Here is an 18,884-nt window from a genome sequence, read left to right as displayed (position 1 = left end):
CCCTTTGTAAGTGACACGCTTCACATAAGGCGACCGTCTAGCGCTCTTCTTGCTCGCACTGCGCGACCGCGCCGTCGTAGGCCGCGATCAGGAACCGGTTGAGCTCGGGCCGGCTATAGGGAATCCATTCCACCCGCGTGGTCGAAAACTGCGGATGGCGGGCAAACAGGATCGCGTTCTCCGCCGCCGCGGCGGCGTGTTCGCCCAGCGCGCCCAGCGCCACGATTTTCAGGAAACGCGCGTACCAGTAGGACGGCGCCAGCGACAAGGAGCGTTCGGCCATGGTCGCGGCCGCGCGCCAGTCCTCGTCGAAGCAATAGGCGGCGGCAAGCTCGCCGAGATTGTGGAACCGATAGAGATCGAACGGGCTTAGCCGGTCGGCGTCGAGAAAGAGCGGGATCGCGCGCTTCTGCTCGCCCAGGAGCAGGTACGCGCTGCCCATCGCCGAACGCGCGAAGGCGAAGCTCGGATTGATGCGCAGCGCCTCCGACAAATGTTCGAGCGCGGAGGCCGGCCGCGCCAGCATGATGTCGACGATGCCCAGATTGGCGTGCGGCCGCGCGTCCTGACTGTCCATGTAAAGCGCCTTGCGCGCATAATCCTCGACGCGGGCCAGATCCTCGCGATACTCGCCGCCATCGCCGAAATTCAGCCAGGCGCGCCAGAAATACCACCAGGCGAGCTCGTTCAGCACGGTGCTGGCGTTGCGGTCGCGCTCATGCGCCTTTTCGAAGAAGTCGAGCGCCAGCGCGGTATCCTCGCGGGTGCCGCGCTGCATGTGCCAGCGTCCGCGGCGCACGAGTTGCCAGCTCTCCAGCCCCTCCCAGGGGATGCGGAACGTGCGGGCCTGTTCGACGCGGTCGACCTCCTTTTCCAGCATGGCGACGATCTCGTTGCCGATCTCGGCCTGCATCGCGAACAAGTCGGCGAGTTCGCGGTCGAAGCGGCGCGACCAGATGGTGCGGTTGGTCGAGGCGTCGTCGAGCGCGACGCGCACCCGCAGCATGTCGCCGGCGCGCGCGATCGTCCCGGTGACGACATAGCGGGCGCCGAGCGCGCGGCCGGCCGCCTCCGGCGAAACCGCCTCGTCCCTGAACTGCAGGCTGGAATTCATCGAAATGACCGGCAACCAGCGCGTGTTCGACAGGCCGACGACGATGTCCTCGGCCATGCCCTCGGCCATGTAGCCGATCTCGGGGGCGCCGCCCTCGATACGGAACGGCAGCACCGCGATCGCCGGCGGACCGCCCTTGCCGTCGGCGCGAAAATACGAAAACGCCGAGGCCGGCAGCGCCTCCGGCGTCCGCTCGGCCTCGTTCACCGGACCCGCTCCGGGCCGGTCGACGCGGAAGGCGCGCACCGGAAGCAGGATATTATGAAACTCCTGCACGCCCAGATCGGTGAAGCGGACGGCCGTCACGCCGCGCAGATGATGCCAGCTCGTCTCCGACACCACCACGCCGCCTTCCGGCGCGATCTCCTGAAGCCGCGCGGCGATGTTGACGTCGTCGCCATAACGGCTTTCGTCGCGGACGATCACCTGGCCGGTATTGATGCCGGCGCGGAAAGCCATGCGCGCGGCCGCGGGCACGTCCTGATTGGCACTGGCGATGCGCCGCTGGAACTCTGTCGCGGCCAGCAACGCGTCGACCGGGGCGCCGAACTCGGCCATCATGCTGTCGCCGGCGGGGCCGAACATGCGGCCGCCATGGCCCGCGCAGCAGTCGCGGATGATGTCGCGATGGCCCTCGAAGGCGGCCACGGCGGCCTCGTCATCCATGCCCATCAGACGCGAGAAACCGGCCGCGTCGATCGACACGATCGTCGCCACCTGGCGCGTGAACTGCCGGCCGGGCACTCACGCCCCCCCAATCGCGGCCGCGTGGGCGGAAACGACGGACACGCCCGCCGCATACACGTCACGTTCGGCAGGTGACGCCGTACGCGGCCTGCCAGAGAATCGAACAATCATATGCGCCCCACTACGCGTCCAAGAGGACAACGCAGGGTTTGATTAGCAAATCCTATTGCGCGTTTCCACCGCCGATATCCGGGCCGCCGCGGCCGGGCCGTTTTCGCCGCGCGGCGAACCGGTCGCCTATTCGTAGACGATATCGGGAACCGACCGGGTTTCGGCGCTCAGGCCGGCCAGGACGGCCTCGGCGATCGCGCGGTATTTTTCGGCATGCACGCCCTGCGGATCGGAAGCGACCACCGGCGTGCCGGCATCCGAGGTTTCGCGGATCGCCATTTCCAGCGGCACGGCGCCGAGAAACGGCACGCCGAGCCGGCCGGCCTCGGCCTCCGCGCCGCCATGACCGAAAATGTCGTAACGCTTGCCGGTGTCGGGGGCGATGAAATAGCTCATGTTCTCCACGATGCCGAGCACGGGAACGTCGACCCGGCGGAACATGTTCAGCCCCTTGCGGGCGTCGATCAGGGCCAGGTCCTGCGGCGTCGACACGATGACGGCGCCGGCGAGCGGCACCTGCTGGGCCATGGTCAGCTGCGCGTCGCCGGTGCCGGGCGGCATGTCGACCACCAGGATGTCGAGTTCGCCCCAGGCGACCTCGCGCAGCATCTGGGTCAGCGCCGACACCACCATCGGGCCGCGCCAGATCATCGGCGTCTCCTCCTCGACCAGGAAGCCGATCGACATCGCCTTGAGGCCGTATTTCTCCATCGGCTTCAGGATCTTGCCGTCCACGGTCTCCGGCTTGCCGGAAATGCCGAGCAGACGGGGCATGGACGGCCCGTAAATGTCGGCGTCGAGCAGGCCGACGCGCTTGCCCGCCGCCTCAAGGGCGAGCGCCAGGTTGACGGCCGTGGTCGACTTGCCGACACCGCCCTTGCCCGAGGCGACGGCGATGATGGCGCCGATGCCTGGAACCTCGCGCTTGCCGGGCTGGCGTCCCGCGGGTGCGCCCTGCGGCGCGGCGGCCGGGCGTTGGGCCTGCGGCGGCGGGGCCGGGCGCGGCGCCGGGGCGCGTTCCATGCCGCCGCCCTTGCGCTCGGCCGTCAGCGCGACCACCGCCCCGTTCACCCCCTGCATCGCCTTGACCGCACGCTCGGCGGCGGCGCGCAACGGTTCGAGCTGCTGGGCCCGCTCGGCGGGAACCGTAATGGAGAAAAACACCTTGCCGTCGGCGACGAAAATCTCCGAAACCAGCCCCAGCGAAACGATGTCGCCCTCGAAATCGGGCCCCTTGATGGAGCGCAGTGTCTCCAGAACGGCTTGTTTTGTGACGCTCATGACATCTCTCGCGTTCGCTTTGGCCTGAGACCGTCGGCCCGAGGTCGTGCGCCTTGAGATAAGGCAGATCGCCGGCCCGGCCAAGAGCGACAAATCCGCCGACCGGCTTGCTCCGGGGCCGGCCGGTATCCGCCGGACAAAAAAATCAAACGGGCCTGTCGAAAAGCCTGCGCGCCGTTCGTCGTCATCGTGAAAGCCCGCATCACGATCGAAAAGGACACAGCAATGAAATTCATCCCCTACCTTTCCTTCGACGGCCGCTGCCGCGAGGCCTTCGAGTTCTACGCCAAGGTGCTCGACGGGCGGATCGAGGCCATGCTCAGCCATGCCGAGACTCCGGCCGGCGGCGAGGTCTCGGCCGCATGGCAGGACAAGATCCTCAACGCCCACCTCGTCACCGAAGCGGGCGAGCTGATGGGCGCGGATACGCCGCCGGAATTCGGGGCGGGCGAACAGCAGGGCGTGTCGATCTCGATCCAGGTCGAGGACGAGGCGCGCGCCGAAAAGATCTTCGACGCGCTCGCCGAAGGCGGCACGGTGACCATGCCGTTCGCGCCCACCTTCTGGGCAAAGAAATTCGGCATGGTGAAGGACCGCTTCGGCACGGCGTGGATGGTCAATTGCGTACAGACATGAACCACCGACCACGGGAGAGCGCGATGAAAAGCAGGATCAGCACCTGGCTGTGGTTCGAGAGCCAGGCCGAGGAGGCCGCCCGGTTCTACGCGTCGGTGTTCCGCAAGGCGGAACTCGGCGCGATCGCCAGGGCGCCCGGCGGCGGCGAGCCTCATACGAAGGAAGGCCAGGTCCTGACGGCGGAAGTCGTCATCGACGGCCATCGCATCGTGTGCCTCAACGGCGGCGCCCACCCCGGCGCCACACCCAATGACAGCGTCTCCTTGCGGATACTGTGCGCCGATCAGGCGGAAGTGGACGCGTATTGGGACAGGCTGTGCGCCGATGGCGGGCGTGCCGTCCAGTGCGGCTGGGTCAAGGACAAATACGGCTTTGCCCGGCAGATCGTGCCGGAGGCGCTGCCGCGTCTCATGCAGGGTCCCGACCGGGACGCCGCCCGGCGCGTCACCGCCGCCATGATGGGGATGGTCAAGCTCGACGTGGCGGCGCTGGAAGCCGCGGCGAAGGGCTGAGCCGATAAACGGAGCCATATCGATGTCCTTCCAGGCCTATCTCGACACGATCGAGAAAAAGACCGGCAAGAGCCCCGACGATTTTTACCGGATGGCAGAAGAAAAGGGCCTGATGGACGGGACGCAGCTCAAGCCGGCGGTGAAGGCGGGCCAGATTGTCTCATGGCTGAAAGCCGAGTTCGGGCTCGGTCACGGCCACTCGATGGCGATCTACGCGCTGCTGTCGGGCAAGAAGAAACCCGGCGATTGAACGCCATCCGGCCGGCGCGGCGAGTGGCGCGCCGGCGTAGGGAAGGATAATGTCGGGTCATGATCGACAAGCTCGAATTCTTCATCGCCCTCGCCCGCGAACAGCATTTCGGCCGCGCGGCGGAAACGCTCGGCATCAGCCAGCCGACGCTGTCGGCCGCCGTCAAGCAGCTCGAGGACCAGCTCGGCGTGATGCTGGTCAAGCGCGGCTCGCGCTTCCAGGGCCTGACGGCCGAGGGCGAGCAGGTTCTGGGCTGGGCGCGCCGCATCGTCGGCGACGCGCGCGCCATGCGCGAGGAGATGCGCGCGGCGCGCAACGGTCTGTCGGGCCGCATCCGCATCGCCGCCATTCCGACCGCGCTCGCCATGGTGGCGCGCATCACCACGCCGTTTCGCGAGCGCCATCCCGGCGTCAGCTTCTCGGTGCTGTCGCGCACCTCGATCGAGGTCCTGTCGCTGCTCGGCAATTTCGACATCGATGTCGGCATCACCTATCTCGACAACGAGCCGCTCGGCAATGTCACCTCGGTGCCGCTTTATTCGGAGCGCTATCAGTTGATCACCGCCGACGGCAACGCGTTGTCGGAGCGCAGCCAGGTGAGTTGGGCCGAGGTCGCGGAACTGCCGCTGTGCCTGCTCACCCCCGACATGCAGAACCGGCGCATCATCGACCATCATCTGGCCGAGGCCGGCACCGTGTCGCGGCCGACGCTGGAATCGAACTCGATGATCGTGCTGTTTTCCCACATACGCACCGGCAAATGGGCCTCGATCATGCCGCTCAACCTGGCCGAGACCTTCGGCTTTTCCGAGCCGATCCGGGCGATCCCGATCGTCGAGCCCGACGCCAGCCACATCGTCGGCATGGTCGCCACACGGCGCGAGCCGCACGTGCCGCTGGTCGCGGCGCTTCTGGACGAGGCCGCAAAACTGGCCACCTATGCCAATGGCAAAAAGCCGGACGCTAGACCCACGTAGCGGGGCGCTCAATATCCTTTCTACCCGCCCTCTTGACGACAGGAGGAAACTGACACGCAGCCAGTTCGGCATCATCGATATAATGCTTGAATGACGCTACGGCTTCCAAGGATGGGGACGGAATAGGGCGCGAGCTTCGCGAGCGGCATGGTGCGACAATGCAAACCTGTTTGCCGACCTCTTGAGTGACGATACGGATTGGCTCAACGAGATCGGTATCGTTCGTGATGACGTAGGCCACGTCAAACGCATTCACAAAGGCATCCCGAACCAAATGAACGCCTAAATTCACATCGCTACCCTTTTCTTCTGTTTTGGTCACGTACACGACGGCAGGAGCTGGCATATTCCAAACATACCCGTCGGGCTTCGCCCTTGGCGGCTGCACCAGACCAGCCCATTTCTCGGCATATAAAAAACGACCGTTATGGATGGAAATTTTTGGCTCTGTCCGCAATGCTGCGAAGAGCTTTTGCTGCCGCCTTGGTGCATCATCATCTATTTTACCTGAGACCGGCGCCGTATAGTAGTTAACCTTGTCAACCGTGTTGCCGGATTGCACGATTAAGTCGGCAAGCGCTTTCATGTTCAGCCACTTAAACTGCGGCTGCTTCTTTGTTCTGAGATAGTAGAAATTGAAACCGTCGATATAAAAGATCGCTCTCATTGGGCACCCGAACCCAAAGACGCAAAAGCCGCGCAGGATTGCTCCATTGCGGCTTTTGGAGTGACAGCACGCTGCCACTGGTTGACATAAGACATATAAGATATTCGACCTTTTTGTTCAATGTCGCAATTCCGCAAGACACGCGCAATTGCGGCGTGTCCCTCAAAACCATCTCACAGGCAGCCAAGGACCATCATGCAGGTGCGCCATTAGCCGCGCCGCTTTTGAACGGGACTGCGGCGCTGACAGACAAGCTTGCCCTGGACCGCTGACCTATTGGTTCGCTGGCAGTGATGTTTGATAGAAATTTTCTATCAAGCCACGGAACAGCTTTATTGATTGTCGCGGTTTCGTCTGGTTTCCTAACCACTTAGCGCCGCTCTTCGGCGCGCCGAACAGGGAGGGCGCTGCACGCCATGCAGCAGCAGGGTACCCAGGCGCCGGCGGATGTCGCCGGACGGACCAACGCCGTCATCGCGGCGTTGAAAGGGCTGGAAGGCCCGCTCTTGCCAATTCTCAACGACGTGCAGGCCGAGTTCGGCTTCGTGCCGCAGGAAGCGCTGCCGGTGATCGCCGACGCGCTCAACCTGTCGCGGGCCGAGGTGCATGGCGTGGTGTCGTTTTACCACGATTACCGGCGCGAACCGGCCGGACGGCATGTTGTGAAGCTGTGCCGGGCCGAGGCGTGCCAGTCGATGGACGGCGACGCGCTCGCCGCCCGGCTGACGGACCTGCTCGGCATCGGTTTCCATGAGACGGCGGCCGACGGATCGGTGACGCTGGAGCCGGTCTATTGCCTGGGCCTGTGCGCCTGCGCGCCGGCGGCGATGGTCGACGGCCAGGTGATCGGCCGTCTCGATCGGGACGCGGTCGAGGCGATCGCCCGCGAGGTGCGGTCATGACGGCGCGGATCTTCGTTCCCGGCGATTCCGGCGCGCTGGCGCTCGGCGCCGACAGGGTCGCGCGCGCTCTGGCCGACGGGCTCGCCGAACGGGGGCTCGACGCCGAAATCGTGCGCAACGGTTCGCGCGGGCTCTACTGGCTGGAGCCGATGGTCGAGGTCGAGACAGCGCGGGGCCGCATCGCCTACGGTCCGGTCGCGGCCACCGACGTTTCCTCCTTGCTTGCCGCCGGCCTGCTTGACGGCGGCGACCACGCGCTGCGGCTCGGCGATCCGGAGGAGATTCCCTTCCTCAAGCGGCAAAGCCGGCTGACCTTCGCGCGCTGCGGCATCACCGACCCGCTGTCGCTCGACGATTACCGCGCCCATGGCGGGCTTGCCGGGCTGGAAAAGGCGGTCGCCATGACGCCGGCGGCGATCGTGGAGCAGGTAACGGACTCGGGCCTGCGCGGGCGCGGCGGCGCCGGCTTTCCGACCGGCATCAAATGGAAGACGGTGCAGGAGACGACCGACGCGCGCAAATATATCGTCTGCAACGCCGACGAGGGCGATTCAGGCACCTTTGCCGACCGGATGATCATGGAGGGCGATCCCTTCGTGCTGATCGAGGGCATGGCGATCGCGGGCATCGCCACCGGCGCCACCAAGGGGTACGTCTATCTGCGTTCGGAATATCCGCACGCCATCCGCGCCATGGACGCCGCGATCGCGATCGCGCGCACGGCCGGCATTCTGGGCGCCAGCGTGCTCGGCTCGCCCAATGCCTTCGACATCGAAATGCGCGTCGGCGCCGGCGCCTATGTCTGTGGCGAGGAAACCTCGCTCCTGGAAAGCCTCGAGGGCAGACGCGGCCAGGTGCGGGCCAAGCCGCCGCTGCCGGCGCACAAGGGCCTGTTCGGCCGCCCGACCGTGGTCAACAACGTCATCTCGCTCGCCTCCGTGCCGGTGATCATGGACAAGGGCGCAGCGTTCTACCGCGATTTCGGCATGGGCCGCTCGCGCGGCACGATCCCGATCCAGATTGCCGGCAATGTGCGCCATGGCGGCCTGTTCGAGGCCGGCTTCGGCCTCACGCTGGGCGAGATCGTCGACGAGATCGGCGGCGGCACGGCGACCGGCCGCCCGGTCAAGGCGGTGCAGGTCGGCGGCCCGCTCGGCGCCTATTTCCCGCGCGCCCTGTTCGACACGCCGTTCGACTACGAGGCGTTCGCAGCCAAGGACGGGCTGATCGGCCATGCCGGCATCGTGGTGTTCGACGACACGGCCGACATGCTCAAACAGGCCCGTTTCGCGATGGAGTTCTGCGCCATCGAAAGCTGCGGCAAGTGCACGCCGTGCCGGATCGGCTCGGTCCGCGGCGTCGAGGTGATCGACAAGATCGCCGCCGGCGACGCGCCTGATAAGCAGATCGCGCTCGTCACCGATCTCTGCAGCACGATGAAGTTCGGCTCCCTGTGCGCGCTCGGCGGCTTCACGCCCTATCCGGTGATGAGCGCGCTGACGCATTTTCCCGAGGATTTTCGTCCCCGGGCGATGAACGAGGCGGCGGAGTGACCGGCCGCGCCACCGCCCTTCCCCATTCCCGCCGCGATGACGTGGTAGGATAGACATTCGGTTCAGGAGCGATCTTATGGGTCTGATCACCGAAATCGACTACGGAACCCCGCACTCGGATGCGGAAAACGACGTCACGCTGACGATCGACGGTTTTGCGGTCACCGTGCCGGAAGGCACCTCGATCATGCGCGCGGCGATGGAAACCGGCATCAAGATCCCGAAACTGTGCGCCACCGACATGGTCGACGCCTTCGGGTCGTGCCGGCTGTGCCTGGTCGAGATCGAGGGCCGCAACGGCACGCCGTCGTCGTGCACCACGCCGGTGGCGGCCGGCATGGTGGTCAAGACCCAGACCGGCAAGCTCAAGGACATCCGCCGCGGCGTGATGGAGCTCTACATCTCCGACCACCCGCTCGACTGCCTGACCTGCGCGGCCAATGGCGATTGCGAATTGCAGGACATGGCCGGCGTGGTCGGCCTGCGCGACGTGCGTTACGGCTATGATGGCGAAAACCACGTCCACGCCCGGCGCGCCGGCGACGGGGCGGAGAATTTCCGCTGGATGAAGAAGGACGAATCCAACCCCTATTTCACCTACGACCCGTCCAAATGCATCGTGTGCTCGCGCTGCGTGCGCGCCTGCGAGGAGGTGCAGGGCACCTTCGCGCTGACGATCGAGGGCCGTGGCTTCGAAAGCCGGGTTTCGGCGGGCATGCATCAGCCTTTCATCGAGTCCGAATGCGTGTCGTGCGGCGCCTGCGTGCAGGCCTGCCCGACCGCGACGCTGCGCGAGAAGTCGGTAATCGAGATCGGCCAGCCGGAACATTCGGTGGTCACGACGTGCGCCTATTGCGGCGTCGGCTGCTCGTTCAAGGCCGAGATGCGCGGCGACGAGCTGGTGCGCATGATGCCCTATAAGGACGGCAAGGCCAATCGCGGCCATTCCTGCGTCAAGGGCCGCTTCGCCTGGGGCTACGCCACCCACAAGGACCGAATCCTGAACCCGATGGTGCGCGACAAGATCACCGATCCCTGGCGCGAGGTCAGCTGGGAAGAGGCGTTTTCGCATATCGCCGGCGAGTTCCGGCGCATCCAGTACCAATACGGCAAGGGCGCGATCGGCGGCATCACCTCCTCGCGCTGCACCAACGAGGAGACCTTCCTTGTCCAGAAGCTGATCCGCCAGGGTTTCGGCAACAACAATGTCGACACCTGCGCGCGGGTGTGCCACTCGCCGACCGGCTACGGGCTGAAGACCACCTTCGGCACCTCGGCCGGCACGCAGGATTTCGATTCGGTCGAGCATACCGACGTCGCGCTGGTCATCGGCGCCAATCCGACCGACGGCCATCCGGTGTTCGCCTCGCGACTGAAGAAGCGGCTGCGCGCGGGCGCCAGGCTGATCGTCATCGACCCGCGCCGCATCGACCTGGTGCGCCAGCCGCATGTCGAGGCCGCGCACCATCTGCCGCTCAGGCCCGGCACCAATGTCGCTGTTTTGACCGCGTTCGCCCACGTGATCGTCACCGAGGACCTGTTCGACGAGGCCTTCATCCGCGCGCGCTGCGACTGGTCGGAATTCGAGGACTACGCCGCCTTCGCCGCCGAACCGCAGCACAGCCCGGAAGAGGTGGAGAAAGTTTCGGGCGTTGCGACCGACACGATCCGCGCCGCGGCCAGGCTCTACGCCACCGGCGGCAATGCGGCGATCTATTACGGGCTCGGCGTGACCGAACACAGCCAGGGCTCGACCACGGTGATGGCGATCGCCAATCTCGCCATGCTGACCGGCAATATCGGCCGGCCGGGCGTCGGGGTTAACCCGTTGCGCGGCCAGAACAACGTCCAGGGCGCCTGCGACATGGGCTCCTTCCCGCACGAATTGCCGGGCTATCGCCACATGTCGGACGACGCCACGCGCGAGGTGTTCGAGGCGGTGTGGAACGTCACGCTCGACCCCGAGCCCGGCCTGCGGATCCCCAACATGCTCGACGCCGCCGTCGAGGGTACGTTCCGGGGCCTCTACATCCAGGGCGAGGACATTTTGCAGTCCGACCCCGACACCAAACACGTCGCCGCCGGCCTGGCCGCGATGGAGTGCGTGGTCGTGCATGACCTGTTCCTCAACGAGACGGCCAACTACGCCCACGTCTTCCTGCCCGGTTCGACCTTCCTGGAAAAGGACGGCACCTTCACCAATGCCGAGCGGCGCATCAACCGCGTGCGCAAGGTGATGGCGCCGAAAAACGGGCTGGCCGACTGGGAAGTCACCCAGCGCCTCGCCCAGGCGATGGGGCTCGACTGGGCCTATACCCATCCCGCCCAGGTTATGGACGAGATCGCGCTGACGACGCCGAGCTTCGCCGGGGTAAACTACGACCTGTTGGATCGCGAGGGTTCGGTGCAGTGGCCCTGCAACGACAAGGCGCCGACTGGCACGCCGGTCATGCATATTGACGGCTTCGTGCGCGGCAAGGGCAAGTTCATCCGCACCGAATATGTCGCCACCGACGAAAAGTCGGGGCCGCGCTTCCCGCTGCTGCTGACGACGGGGCGCATCTTGTCGCAATATAATGTCGGCGCGCAGACCCGGCGTACCGACAACGTTGTGTGGCACAGCGAGGACAGGCTGGAGATTCATCCCCACGACGCCGAGCAGCGCGGCCTGTGTGACGGCGACTGGGTCAGGATCAGGAGCCGGGCCGGCGAAACGACGCTCCGGGCGCAGATCACCGATCGGGTGGCGCCGGGCGTGGTCTACACCACCTTCCATCACCCCGACACCCAGGCCAACGTGGTCACCACCGAATTTTCCGACTGGGCGACCAACTGCCCCGAATACAAGGTGACCGCCGTTCAGGTTTCGCCGTCGAACGGGCCGTCCGACTGGCAGGTCGAATACGAGGAGCAGGCCCGGCTGGCCCGCCGCATCGCCCGGCCGCTGGAAGCCGCGGAATGACGACGGCCGCGCCCCTATCCCGCCCGTTTTCCGGGCCCGGGGCCGCGCCGTGATCCGGCCGCCGCTGAGTTCGACCTCGCGGATCGCCCGCCGCGCCGGCACAAGCCGGGCGGCGGCGCGCATGGTTCCCGAAGAAACGCCGGTGGCGCTCAGCTTCGCCGGCACAACCCACGCGGTGATGATGGCGACACCGGCCGATTTCGAGGATTTCGCGCTCGGCTTCGCGCTGACGGAGGGCATCGTCGCCGCGCCGGAGGAGATCGACACGATCACCGTCGAGGACGCCGGCCCCGGGGTCGACATCCAGATCCGTCTCAAGGACACCGCCAACCGGCGTTTCGAGGCGCGCCGGCGCAGGCTGGCCGGCCCCGTCGGCTGCGGCCTGTGCGGCATCGAATCGATCGAGGAAGCGATGCGCGCGGTTGCCGATGTCGGTCAGTCGGCGCTTACGCTTTCGGCCGACGACATCTCCGGCGCCGCCCGGCTGCTGGCCGACGCGCAGCCGCTGCACGCCGAGACGGGCGCGGTGCACGCGGCCGGCTTCTACCGTCCCGGCCGCGGCATCGCCGCCGCGCGCGAGGATGTCGGCCGTCACAACGCGCTCGACAAGCTCGCCGGCGCGCTGGCCAAAGCGGGCATCGACGGCGGCGCCGGCGCGGTCGTCGTCACTTCGCGCGTGTCGGTCGAAATGGTGCAAAAGACAGCCGCTATCGGCGCGAGCGCGATCATCGCGGTCTCGGCGCCGACCGCGCTCGCCATCCGCATGGCGGACGAGGCCGGCATGACCTTGGTGGCGCTGGTGCGCGGCGACGAGTTCGACATCTTCACCCATCCCGAGCGGATCAGGAACGGAGCCAGCCAGAATGTCGCCTGAGCACGAAACGCGCACCGGCAAGGACAAGCTCGTCTACATGGCCAACCAGATCGCACGCTTCTTCGAAACCATGCCGCCCGCCGAGGCGGCCGAGGGCGTGGCCAAACACATCAACGATTTCTGGGAGCCGCGCATGCGGCGCCAGTTCTTCGAGATCGTCGACGCCGGCGGCGAGGGGCTGAGCCCGCTGGTCGCCGAGGCGGCCGGCAAGGTCAGGCGGCCGGCGCACGAAACAGCCTGAGGCCGCCCTACTGCCTGACCAGCGCCATGTTGCGCGCCCACCTATCCGGGACATCGGGATTGATCGTCGACTTGCCCGCCCGCAGGCTCGACATCAGATAGACCCGCCCGTCACCGTCCGAAGGCAAGGTCGTCGGCATAGGATTTACAGGCCTCGCCCGTCTTGCAGGCGGTGAACGGGGGGAACCGCTGGATCGTTCGCCGCGCCGGCTTCCATCTTGTTAGTTACAAACGCAACAGTTACGAACGTGACTAATTAGATGGAGGACCTGCCGATGAAGATCGAAAAAATCCACCACGTCGCCTATCGCTGCAAGGACGCCAAGCAGACGGTCGACTGGTATGTGAACAATCTCAATATGGATTTCGTGCTGGCGATCGCCGAGGATCACGTGCCCTCGACCCATGAGCCCGATCCCTACATGCATGTGTTCCTGGATGCCGGCAACGGCAATGTGCTCGCCTTTTTCGAACTGCCCACCAAGCCGGAGATGGGGCGTGACGAGAACACGCCGCCCTGGGTCCAGCACATCGCCTTCAAGGTCGCCGACCGCGACACGCTGCTGGCCTTCAAGGAGCGGCTCGAGGCCAACGGCATCGACGTGCTCGGCGTCACCGATCACTCGATCTTCCACTCGATCTATTTCTTCGACCCGAACGGCCACCGGGTCGAACTCGCCTGTCCGGATCCGGAGGAAGAGGCGCTGATGAAACGCCTCGACGCGGTCAAATGGGACATGCTGGAGGAATGGTCGCGCACCAAGCGGGCGCCGCGCCACGCCGAATGGCTGCACGAGCGGGAACTGGCCGAGATCGCCGATTGAGACGGCGCGGCCGGGGTGCCACCCTCGAACCCTTGTGAGGAGGCAACCCGGCCGACACGCCTTTCGCCGGCGGCCGGGCCTTGGGAATGGCGCACGAAGCGGGCGCGATCATCGACGGGTCCAATCCCGGCCGGATTTAGCGCCCCTCACCCGCGCAGATGCCGCCAGATGGTTTTCCCGTCGGCGGCGAGGTCTTTTGCCGCCGGGCCCGACACGCACTCACCCTGCCCGACATAAAGCGCGCCCGACGGCTTGAGCGCCGCGGAAAAGCGCGTCCACAGCTCGGCCTGCCTGGCGGCGTCGACATAGATGGCGACGTTGCGGCAGAAGATCACGTCGAAACGCTTTTTCATCGGCCACCGGGCAAACAGGTTGAGTTCGCGGAACGCGACCAGGTCGCGCAGCGCCTCGGCCGCCTGCCAGCGCGGTTCGCCGGCGCCGGCACGCTCGGAAAACCATTTCGTCCGCAAATCGGCCGGAACGTCGGCAAGCGCCGCCTCGGAATAGACGGCGGCCCGTCCCTGCTGGATCATCTGGGGATCGATGTCGGTCGCCAGAAGCCGCACATTGTGGCGGGCCGCGTCGGGCATCACCGACAGCAAGACCAACGCGATCGTGTAGGGTTCTTCACCGCCCGCGCATCCGGCCGACCATATCCGGACGGGCTGGCCTTGTCGCGCCCGTGCCGCAAGAGCGGGAAGCACGCGGGTTCTCAGATGTTCGAAATGTTCGGCCCCGCGGTAGAATTTGGTGTCGTCGCTCGTCAGCGCCGCGACCATCTTCTGACGCTCGCCGAGACCGTCGGCGCCGGCCACCAGCGTACAATAGTCGCGAAAATTCTCGAGCCCGAGCGCCCGCAGCCGTTTGGCCAGCCGCGCATAGACCAGGGCCGCCTTCGCCTCCGGCAGTTGAATGCCGGCATGATCGTGGAGGATCGATGCGATATGGCGGAAATCCGCCTCGGTGAGCACATACTCGCCAGGCACGATTCCGCCCGTTGGGGGCACGGCCGCTCGGTTCAATTCAGTGTCCCTGCCCTCAGATGTGCCGGCACACCCGCTTTCGCCGCGTTCGCAGGCATGGCGTTGCCCGGTCTAACGGCATCTGCGTTCTGCAAGCCTTACGCCCTGTCTTCGCATTTTCGGGTTTAACGCCTGTAAACATCGGCCGGCAATATCGCGCTGCAATGACGCCTTGCGGGCGGTTTTGCGACAGGTGCGCGCGTTGTGGCCAGCGGAAAACGCGGTCATACGCCGTCCCCGGCGCCAGACAGGCGGTTCCAGACGAGGCGGTTGCGTTGCGGCGGCCTTGCCTGTGTCGCCGCCGGCGGGATGTCGCGATCCGGCCGGGAGCGTGGGCGATGCGGTGCAGCGGCGCGAACCGCGCGACGCTGTAAGACGCGCGAACGACCAGGGTCGAAGATCGCGGTCTTGCGGACGATCCAAAGACCGGACGCGGTTTCCAGATTGTACGGCTTTTTCGCCCCGCCCGTGTCGAAGCCCTTCCCCAACAGACATATCGCGCAGCGGACTTCTTCTTGCCGGAGCGCAACATCCGGTCCGCCAGACCGTTTCTATTCAAAGGGGAACGGCGCTAGCCCTGGAAAAGCGACAGGATGCCCTGGACCGAGGAATTGGCGATCGACAGGCCCTGGATACCGAGCTGCTGCTGGACCTGGAGCGCCTGCAGGCGGGTCGATTCCTTGTTCATGTCCGCGTCGACCAGCGCGCCGACACCGCGTTCGATCGCGTCCATCAGACCGTTGACGAACGAGATCTGCAGGTCGACACGCTTCTTCGACGCGCCCAGATCGGATGCAGCCTTGGTCATGCGGCTGATCGCATCGTCGACGCCCTTGATGAAATTGTCGAGCGTGGTCAGATCGGCCGCGTTGTTGGTCAGGCCGGCTATGTCGAGGGTGGCGACGGTAAAGATTCCCGCCGCCGTGGTCTGGTCGGCATGCAGGGCCCCGGTCGTCTGGTCGTAGACGCCGTCGAGAATGCCGACGCCGCCCGTTACGGTGTTGGTCCCGGCGTCGAACAGTTTCACGCCATCGGCGTCGATGGTGATGGTCGAAACCGACACCGTACCGTCGGATGCGCGGGTAAACGAGGCCACGACCGACTTGGCCGAATTGTAGCCGGGCGCATCCGAATCCACCGACAGCCAGTTCTCGCCGGAAAAGGACGAGGCGGCGGCGTTGCTGACGAGCTGGCCTTGAAGCGCGGTGATCTCGGCCTGGATCTTCGTGCGGTCCACGCCCGGCTCGCGGGCGGCCACCAGCTTGGCCTTGATTTCGTCGACGACGGCGATGGTGCTGCTGACGCCGGTATAGGCAATGTCGATCTTGGCGGCGCCAAGGCCGAGCGCGTCCTGAACGGTCAACAGCGCCTTGCTGTCGGAGCGCATCGTGGTGGCGATCGACCAATAGGCCGCGTTGTCGCTGGCTTCGGCGACGCGGTAACCGGTGGAGATGCGCGCCTGCGTGGTCGACAGCGCCTTGTTGGTCGCCTGCAGGCTCTTCAGCGCGGTCATCGCGGAGGCGTTGGTCAGAATGCTGGACACGCTAGGCCCCTTTTGTTTCGCCCGCGCTATCGCAGGCTGTCGATTTATCCCGTCGCGGTCCGCTACCGGTTCCCCCGGACTGCCGTTCGCCGCGCCTTAACCTTTGTGAACGATCATGCTTAACAAACCGTAAACTGGTTAACGAACGCGCCGCCGGCCGGCCCCGATGACCAAGACGAAGCGTAGATCAAGCGATTTTTCTACACATTCCGGTGGTTTTCGCCGGTTTTGCGGCCTTTCCCGCAACCATTCGGCGCGCCGGCAACATTTGCGGTTAACGCACGAGCGAGCCGGGCGTTAACGCAGGCAGGGCCGGCGGACTTTTCCAAGCGCCGCCGACCCCGCCAAAATATCGAAAAGTGATTCGGCCGATGGCCGCTCAGGCCATGCCGGTGGTGACATCTCGCAGCGCTTCGCCGAACAGGTCCTCGAGCGCCATCTCCACCTCGTAGAAGAACGCGCCGACCTCCTCGTCCTGCTCGGCCTCGGCCAGGCCGAGCCTTTCGAATTCGTCGAAAAAATGCGCCGCGAGCTGGTGACGGTATTCGTCGCGCGCGTCGAGATCGCCGAGCGCGGCCAGAGCCCGCGCCGCGCGCGCCACCTCGCCCGCGCGCCGCCACAGCGGAAATGCCACGACCCGGGCACTCGACGCGGCGTCTCCATCTACATATTGATCTGCCTTCACCCCAAAAGTCTCCCCTCGCACATTGGTCGGTCGAGACCGAAAGCGGCGCGCCGGAACAGGTCGAACCTGTCGGTCCGCCATGCGCCGCCCGTGCCCGGCCTCGGATTGAGTCGCGAATCGCTTGCGATCGATCCGACGAGCTTGCGGGCGAGAACCTTTCGGGAAAGTTAGCGCTTACCGCGGGAGCGGCGCGCGCCTCAGCTTTTCAGCCGATAGCCGGTGCGGAAGATCCAGGACACGATCCCCAGGCACAGAGCCAGAAAGACCAGCGTCATCGCCAGGCTGACCCAGACCCCGACATCGGCGTGGCCGTAAAAGCTCCAGCGAAAACCGCTGATCAGATACAGGACCGGGTTGAACAGCGTGACCGAACGCCAGAACGGCGGCAGCATGTCGATCGAATAAAACGACCCGCCGAGGAAGGTGAGAGGGGTGATGATCAAGAGCGGCACGAGCTGCAGCTTCTCGAAACCGTCGGCCCAGATGCCGATGATGAAGCCGAACAGCGAAAAGGTGCAGGCCGTCAGCACCAGAAACAGCACCATCACCAGCGGATGCTCGATGCGCAGCGGCACGAACAGCGTCGCGGTCGCCAGGATGATCGCGCCCAGGATGATCGATTTGGTGGCAGCCGCCCCGACATAGGCCACGACGATCTCCAGGTGCGAGACCGGCGCCGACAGGATCTCGTAGATCGTGCCGGTGAATTTTGGGAAATAGATGCCGAAGGAGGCGTTGGAGATGCTGTGCGTCAACAAGGACAGCATGATCAGGCCCGGCACGATGAAGGCGCCGTAGCTGACGCCGCCGATCTCCTGGATGCGCGAGCCGATCGCCGCGCCGAAGACGACGAAATAGAGCGAGGTCGAGATCACCGGCGAGACGATGCTTTGCAGGATCGTGCGGAAGGCGCGCGCCATTTCCTGCCGGTAGATCGCCCAGATCGCGCGATGGTTCATCGGTCGTTCCTCACCAGGTCGACGAAGATTTCCTCGAGCGTGCTTTGACGCGTGTCGAGATCGGTAAAGCGGATGCCGGCCTTGTCGAGTTGCCCCAGCAGTCGGGTGATGCCGGTGCGGTCGGCGCGCGTGTCATAGTCGTAGGTCAGCGCCAGACCGTCTTCGGACAGCGTCAGGTCGTGGCCGTCGAGACTGTCGGGCAGCGCGGCGAGCGGCTCCTTGAGCTGCAGGGTGAGCTGCTTGCGGCCGAGCTTGCGCATCAGCTCGGCCTTTTCCTCGACCAGGATGATGCGGCCCTCGCTGATCACGCCGACCCGGTCGGCCATCTCCTCGGCTTCCTCGATGTAATGCGTGGTCAGGATAATGGTGACGCCGGAGCTCTTCAGCCCGCGCACCATCTCCCACATGTCGCGCCGCAGCTCGACGTCGACGCCGGCCGTCGGCTCGTCGAGGAACAAAATGCGCGGCTCGTGCGACAGCGCCTTGGCGATCAAAAGCCGCCGCTTCATGCCGCCCGACAGCGCCACGATCTTGTCGTCGCGCTTGTCCCACAGGGAAAGCGTGCGCAGCACCTTTTCGATATGGGCCGGATCGGCGGGCTTGCCGAACAGGCCGCGCGTGAACGACACCGTCGCCCACACGGTCTCGAACGCGTCGGTGGTCAGTTCCTGCGGCACGAGCCCGATCAGCGCGCGCGCGGCGCGGTAGTCGGTAAGGATGTCGTGCCCGTCCACCGCCACGGCGCCGCCGGAGCGGTTGACGAGGCCGCAGATGATGGAAATCAGCGTGGTCTTGCCGGCGCCGTTGGGGCCGAGCAGGGCGAATATCTCGCCCTTGCGGACCTCCAGGTCGACGCCTTTCAGCGCCTGGAACCCGGAATCGTAGGTCTTGGAGAGATTCGAGACGGAAATCATCGGCTGCATGCGCATGCGATAGCCGAACTCGGGGCAATTGTCAGGTCCGCGGTGCGCCCGCGGCCCGGCCTCCTGACAGGATTATGACAAGTCCGCCCGACGCGCTGCCGT

19 protein-coding genes are annotated in these 18,884 nt (G+C 65.7%); 10 read left to right on the top strand and 9 right to left on the bottom strand.

The genetic code is table 11. The features are described from left to right. Positions 1-37 precede the first annotated feature (37 nt). Both ACT2B0_RS01610 and ACT2B0_RS01605 read right to left on the bottom strand, forming a co-directional pair. Complete coding sequence (locus ACT2B0_RS01610) at positions 38-1,858, bottom strand: adenylate/guanylate cyclase domain-containing protein (RefSeq protein ID WP_473460779.1); 1,821 nt, start codon at positions 1,856-1,858, stop codon at positions 38-40. Positions 1,859-2,098: 240 nt separating this feature from the next. Continuing rightward, positions 2,099-3,253 carry an Mrp/NBP35 family ATP-binding protein gene (locus tag ACT2B0_RS01605; RefSeq protein WP_473460778.1) on the bottom strand — a complete coding sequence of 385 codons (1,155 nt, stop codon included), beginning with the start codon at positions 3,251-3,253 and terminating at the stop codon, positions 2,099-2,101. Positions 3,254-3,478: 225 nt separating this feature from the next. Between ACT2B0_RS01605 and ACT2B0_RS01600 the strand changes: the two genes are divergently transcribed. The 4 genes from ACT2B0_RS01600 to ACT2B0_RS01585 are packed head-to-tail and all read left to right on the top strand — an operon-like array spanning position 3,479 to position 5,628. After that, a complete protein-coding gene (locus ACT2B0_RS01600) occupies positions 3,479-3,889 on the top strand; it encodes a VOC family protein (protein WP_473460776.1) in 411 nt (136 codons plus the stop codon). Positions 3,890-3,912: 23 nt separating this feature from the next. Further along, the gene (locus ACT2B0_RS01595; RefSeq protein ID WP_473460775.1) at positions 3,913-4,401 is read left to right on the top strand and encodes a VOC family protein; all 489 of its coding nucleotides are present in this window, start codon (positions 3,913-3,915) and stop codon (positions 4,399-4,401) included. A gap of 22 nt (positions 4,402-4,423) precedes the next feature. Next, complete coding sequence (locus ACT2B0_RS01590; protein WP_473460773.1) at positions 4,424-4,651, top strand: DUF4287 domain-containing protein; 228 nt, start codon at positions 4,424-4,426, stop codon at positions 4,649-4,651. Positions 4,652-4,710: 59 nt separating this feature from the next. Next, the gene (locus tag ACT2B0_RS01585) at positions 4,711-5,628 is read left to right on the top strand and encodes a LysR family transcriptional regulator (protein ID WP_473460771.1); all 918 of its coding nucleotides are present in this window, start codon (positions 4,711-4,713) and stop codon (positions 5,626-5,628) included. Here ACT2B0_RS01585 and ACT2B0_RS01580 read toward each other — a convergent pair. Further along, complete coding sequence (locus tag ACT2B0_RS01580; protein ID WP_473460770.1) at positions 5,615-6,295, bottom strand: NYN domain-containing protein; 681 nt, start codon at positions 6,293-6,295, stop codon at positions 5,615-5,617. The genes ACT2B0_RS01585 and ACT2B0_RS01580 overlap by 14 nt on opposite strands. Before the next feature lie 416 nt (positions 6,296-6,711). Here ACT2B0_RS01580 and ACT2B0_RS01575 point away from each other — a divergent pair, with 416 nt between their 5' ends. The 5 genes from ACT2B0_RS01575 to ACT2B0_RS01555 all read left to right on the top strand — a co-directional run bounded on the left by ACT2B0_RS01575 (position 6,712) and on the right by ACT2B0_RS01555 (position 12,827). After that, complete coding sequence (locus ACT2B0_RS01575; RefSeq protein ID WP_473460768.1) at positions 6,712-7,197, top strand: formate dehydrogenase subunit gamma; 486 nt, start codon at positions 6,712-6,714, stop codon at positions 7,195-7,197. Next, complete coding sequence (locus ACT2B0_RS01570) at positions 7,194-8,750, top strand: formate dehydrogenase beta subunit (protein ID WP_473460766.1); 1,557 nt, start codon at positions 7,194-7,196, stop codon at positions 8,748-8,750. Before ACT2B0_RS01575 ends, ACT2B0_RS01570 begins: the two co-directional genes overlap by 4 nt. A 76-nt stretch (positions 8,751-8,826) precedes the next feature. Beyond that, on the top strand, positions 8,827-11,712 hold the full coding sequence (fdhF, locus tag ACT2B0_RS01565; RefSeq protein ID WP_473460764.1) for a formate dehydrogenase subunit alpha: 2,886 nt from the start codon (positions 8,827-8,829) through the stop codon (positions 11,710-11,712). Positions 11,713-11,833: 121 nt separating this feature from the next. Further along, positions 11,834-12,586 (top strand): formate dehydrogenase accessory sulfurtransferase FdhD, encoded by a 753-nt coding sequence (gene fdhD, locus ACT2B0_RS01560; protein WP_473460762.1) that lies wholly within the window; start codon positions 11,834-11,836, stop codon positions 12,584-12,586. After that, positions 12,576-12,827 (top strand): formate dehydrogenase subunit delta, encoded by a 252-nt coding sequence (locus ACT2B0_RS01555; RefSeq protein WP_473460760.1) that lies wholly within the window; start codon positions 12,576-12,578, stop codon positions 12,825-12,827. The genes fdhD and ACT2B0_RS01555 overlap by 11 nt, the downstream gene beginning before the upstream one ends. A gap of 7 nt (positions 12,828-12,834) precedes the next feature. Here ACT2B0_RS01555 and ACT2B0_RS01550 read toward each other — a convergent pair whose 3' ends face one another. Beyond that, positions 12,835-12,966 (bottom strand): hypothetical protein, encoded by a 132-nt coding sequence (locus tag ACT2B0_RS01550; RefSeq protein ID WP_473460758.1) that lies wholly within the window; start codon positions 12,964-12,966, stop codon positions 12,835-12,837. 135 nt (positions 12,967-13,101) lie between these two features. Between ACT2B0_RS01550 and ACT2B0_RS01545 the strand changes: the two genes are divergently transcribed. Then, the gene (locus ACT2B0_RS01545) at positions 13,102-13,650 is read left to right on the top strand and encodes a VOC family protein (protein WP_473460756.1); all 549 of its coding nucleotides are present in this window, start codon (positions 13,102-13,104) and stop codon (positions 13,648-13,650) included. A gap of 146 nt (positions 13,651-13,796) precedes the next feature. On the opposite strand, the gene ACT2B0_RS01540 is transcribed toward ACT2B0_RS01545, so the two are convergent. From ACT2B0_RS01540 to ACT2B0_RS01520, 5 genes are all read right to left on the bottom strand, one after another. Further along, positions 13,797-14,636: a CheR family methyltransferase gene (locus ACT2B0_RS01540; RefSeq protein WP_473460754.1), complete on the bottom strand. Its 840-nt coding sequence runs from the start codon at positions 14,634-14,636 to the stop codon at positions 13,797-13,799. A 607-nt stretch (positions 14,637-15,243) separates the two neighbouring features. Further along, a complete protein-coding gene (locus tag ACT2B0_RS01535; protein WP_473460752.1) occupies positions 15,244-16,215 on the bottom strand; it encodes a flagellin N-terminal helical domain-containing protein in 972 nt (323 codons plus the stop codon). Between the two features lie 379 nt (positions 16,216-16,594). Then, positions 16,595-16,900, bottom strand: a complete 306-nt coding sequence (locus ACT2B0_RS01530; RefSeq protein WP_473460750.1) for a DUF6074 family protein — start codon at positions 16,898-16,900, stop codon at positions 16,595-16,597. A 197-nt stretch (positions 16,901-17,097) separates the two neighbouring features. Next, on the bottom strand, positions 17,098-17,859 hold the full coding sequence (locus tag ACT2B0_RS01525) for an ABC transporter permease (RefSeq protein ID WP_473460748.1): 762 nt from the start codon (positions 17,857-17,859) through the stop codon (positions 17,098-17,100). Continuing rightward, positions 17,856-18,782: an ABC transporter ATP-binding protein gene (locus tag ACT2B0_RS01520; protein WP_473466193.1), complete on the bottom strand. Its 927-nt coding sequence runs from the start codon at positions 18,780-18,782 to the stop codon at positions 17,856-17,858. Before ACT2B0_RS01520 ends, ACT2B0_RS01525 begins: the two co-directional genes overlap by 4 nt. Positions 18,783-18,884 lie beyond the last annotated feature (102 nt).

It is taken from the genome of Nitratireductor sp. J20-h4 (assembly GCF_056780505.1).
Note: the sequence above shows the minus strand (reverse complement) of the source record. Positions and strands in the feature narration are given on the sequence as shown.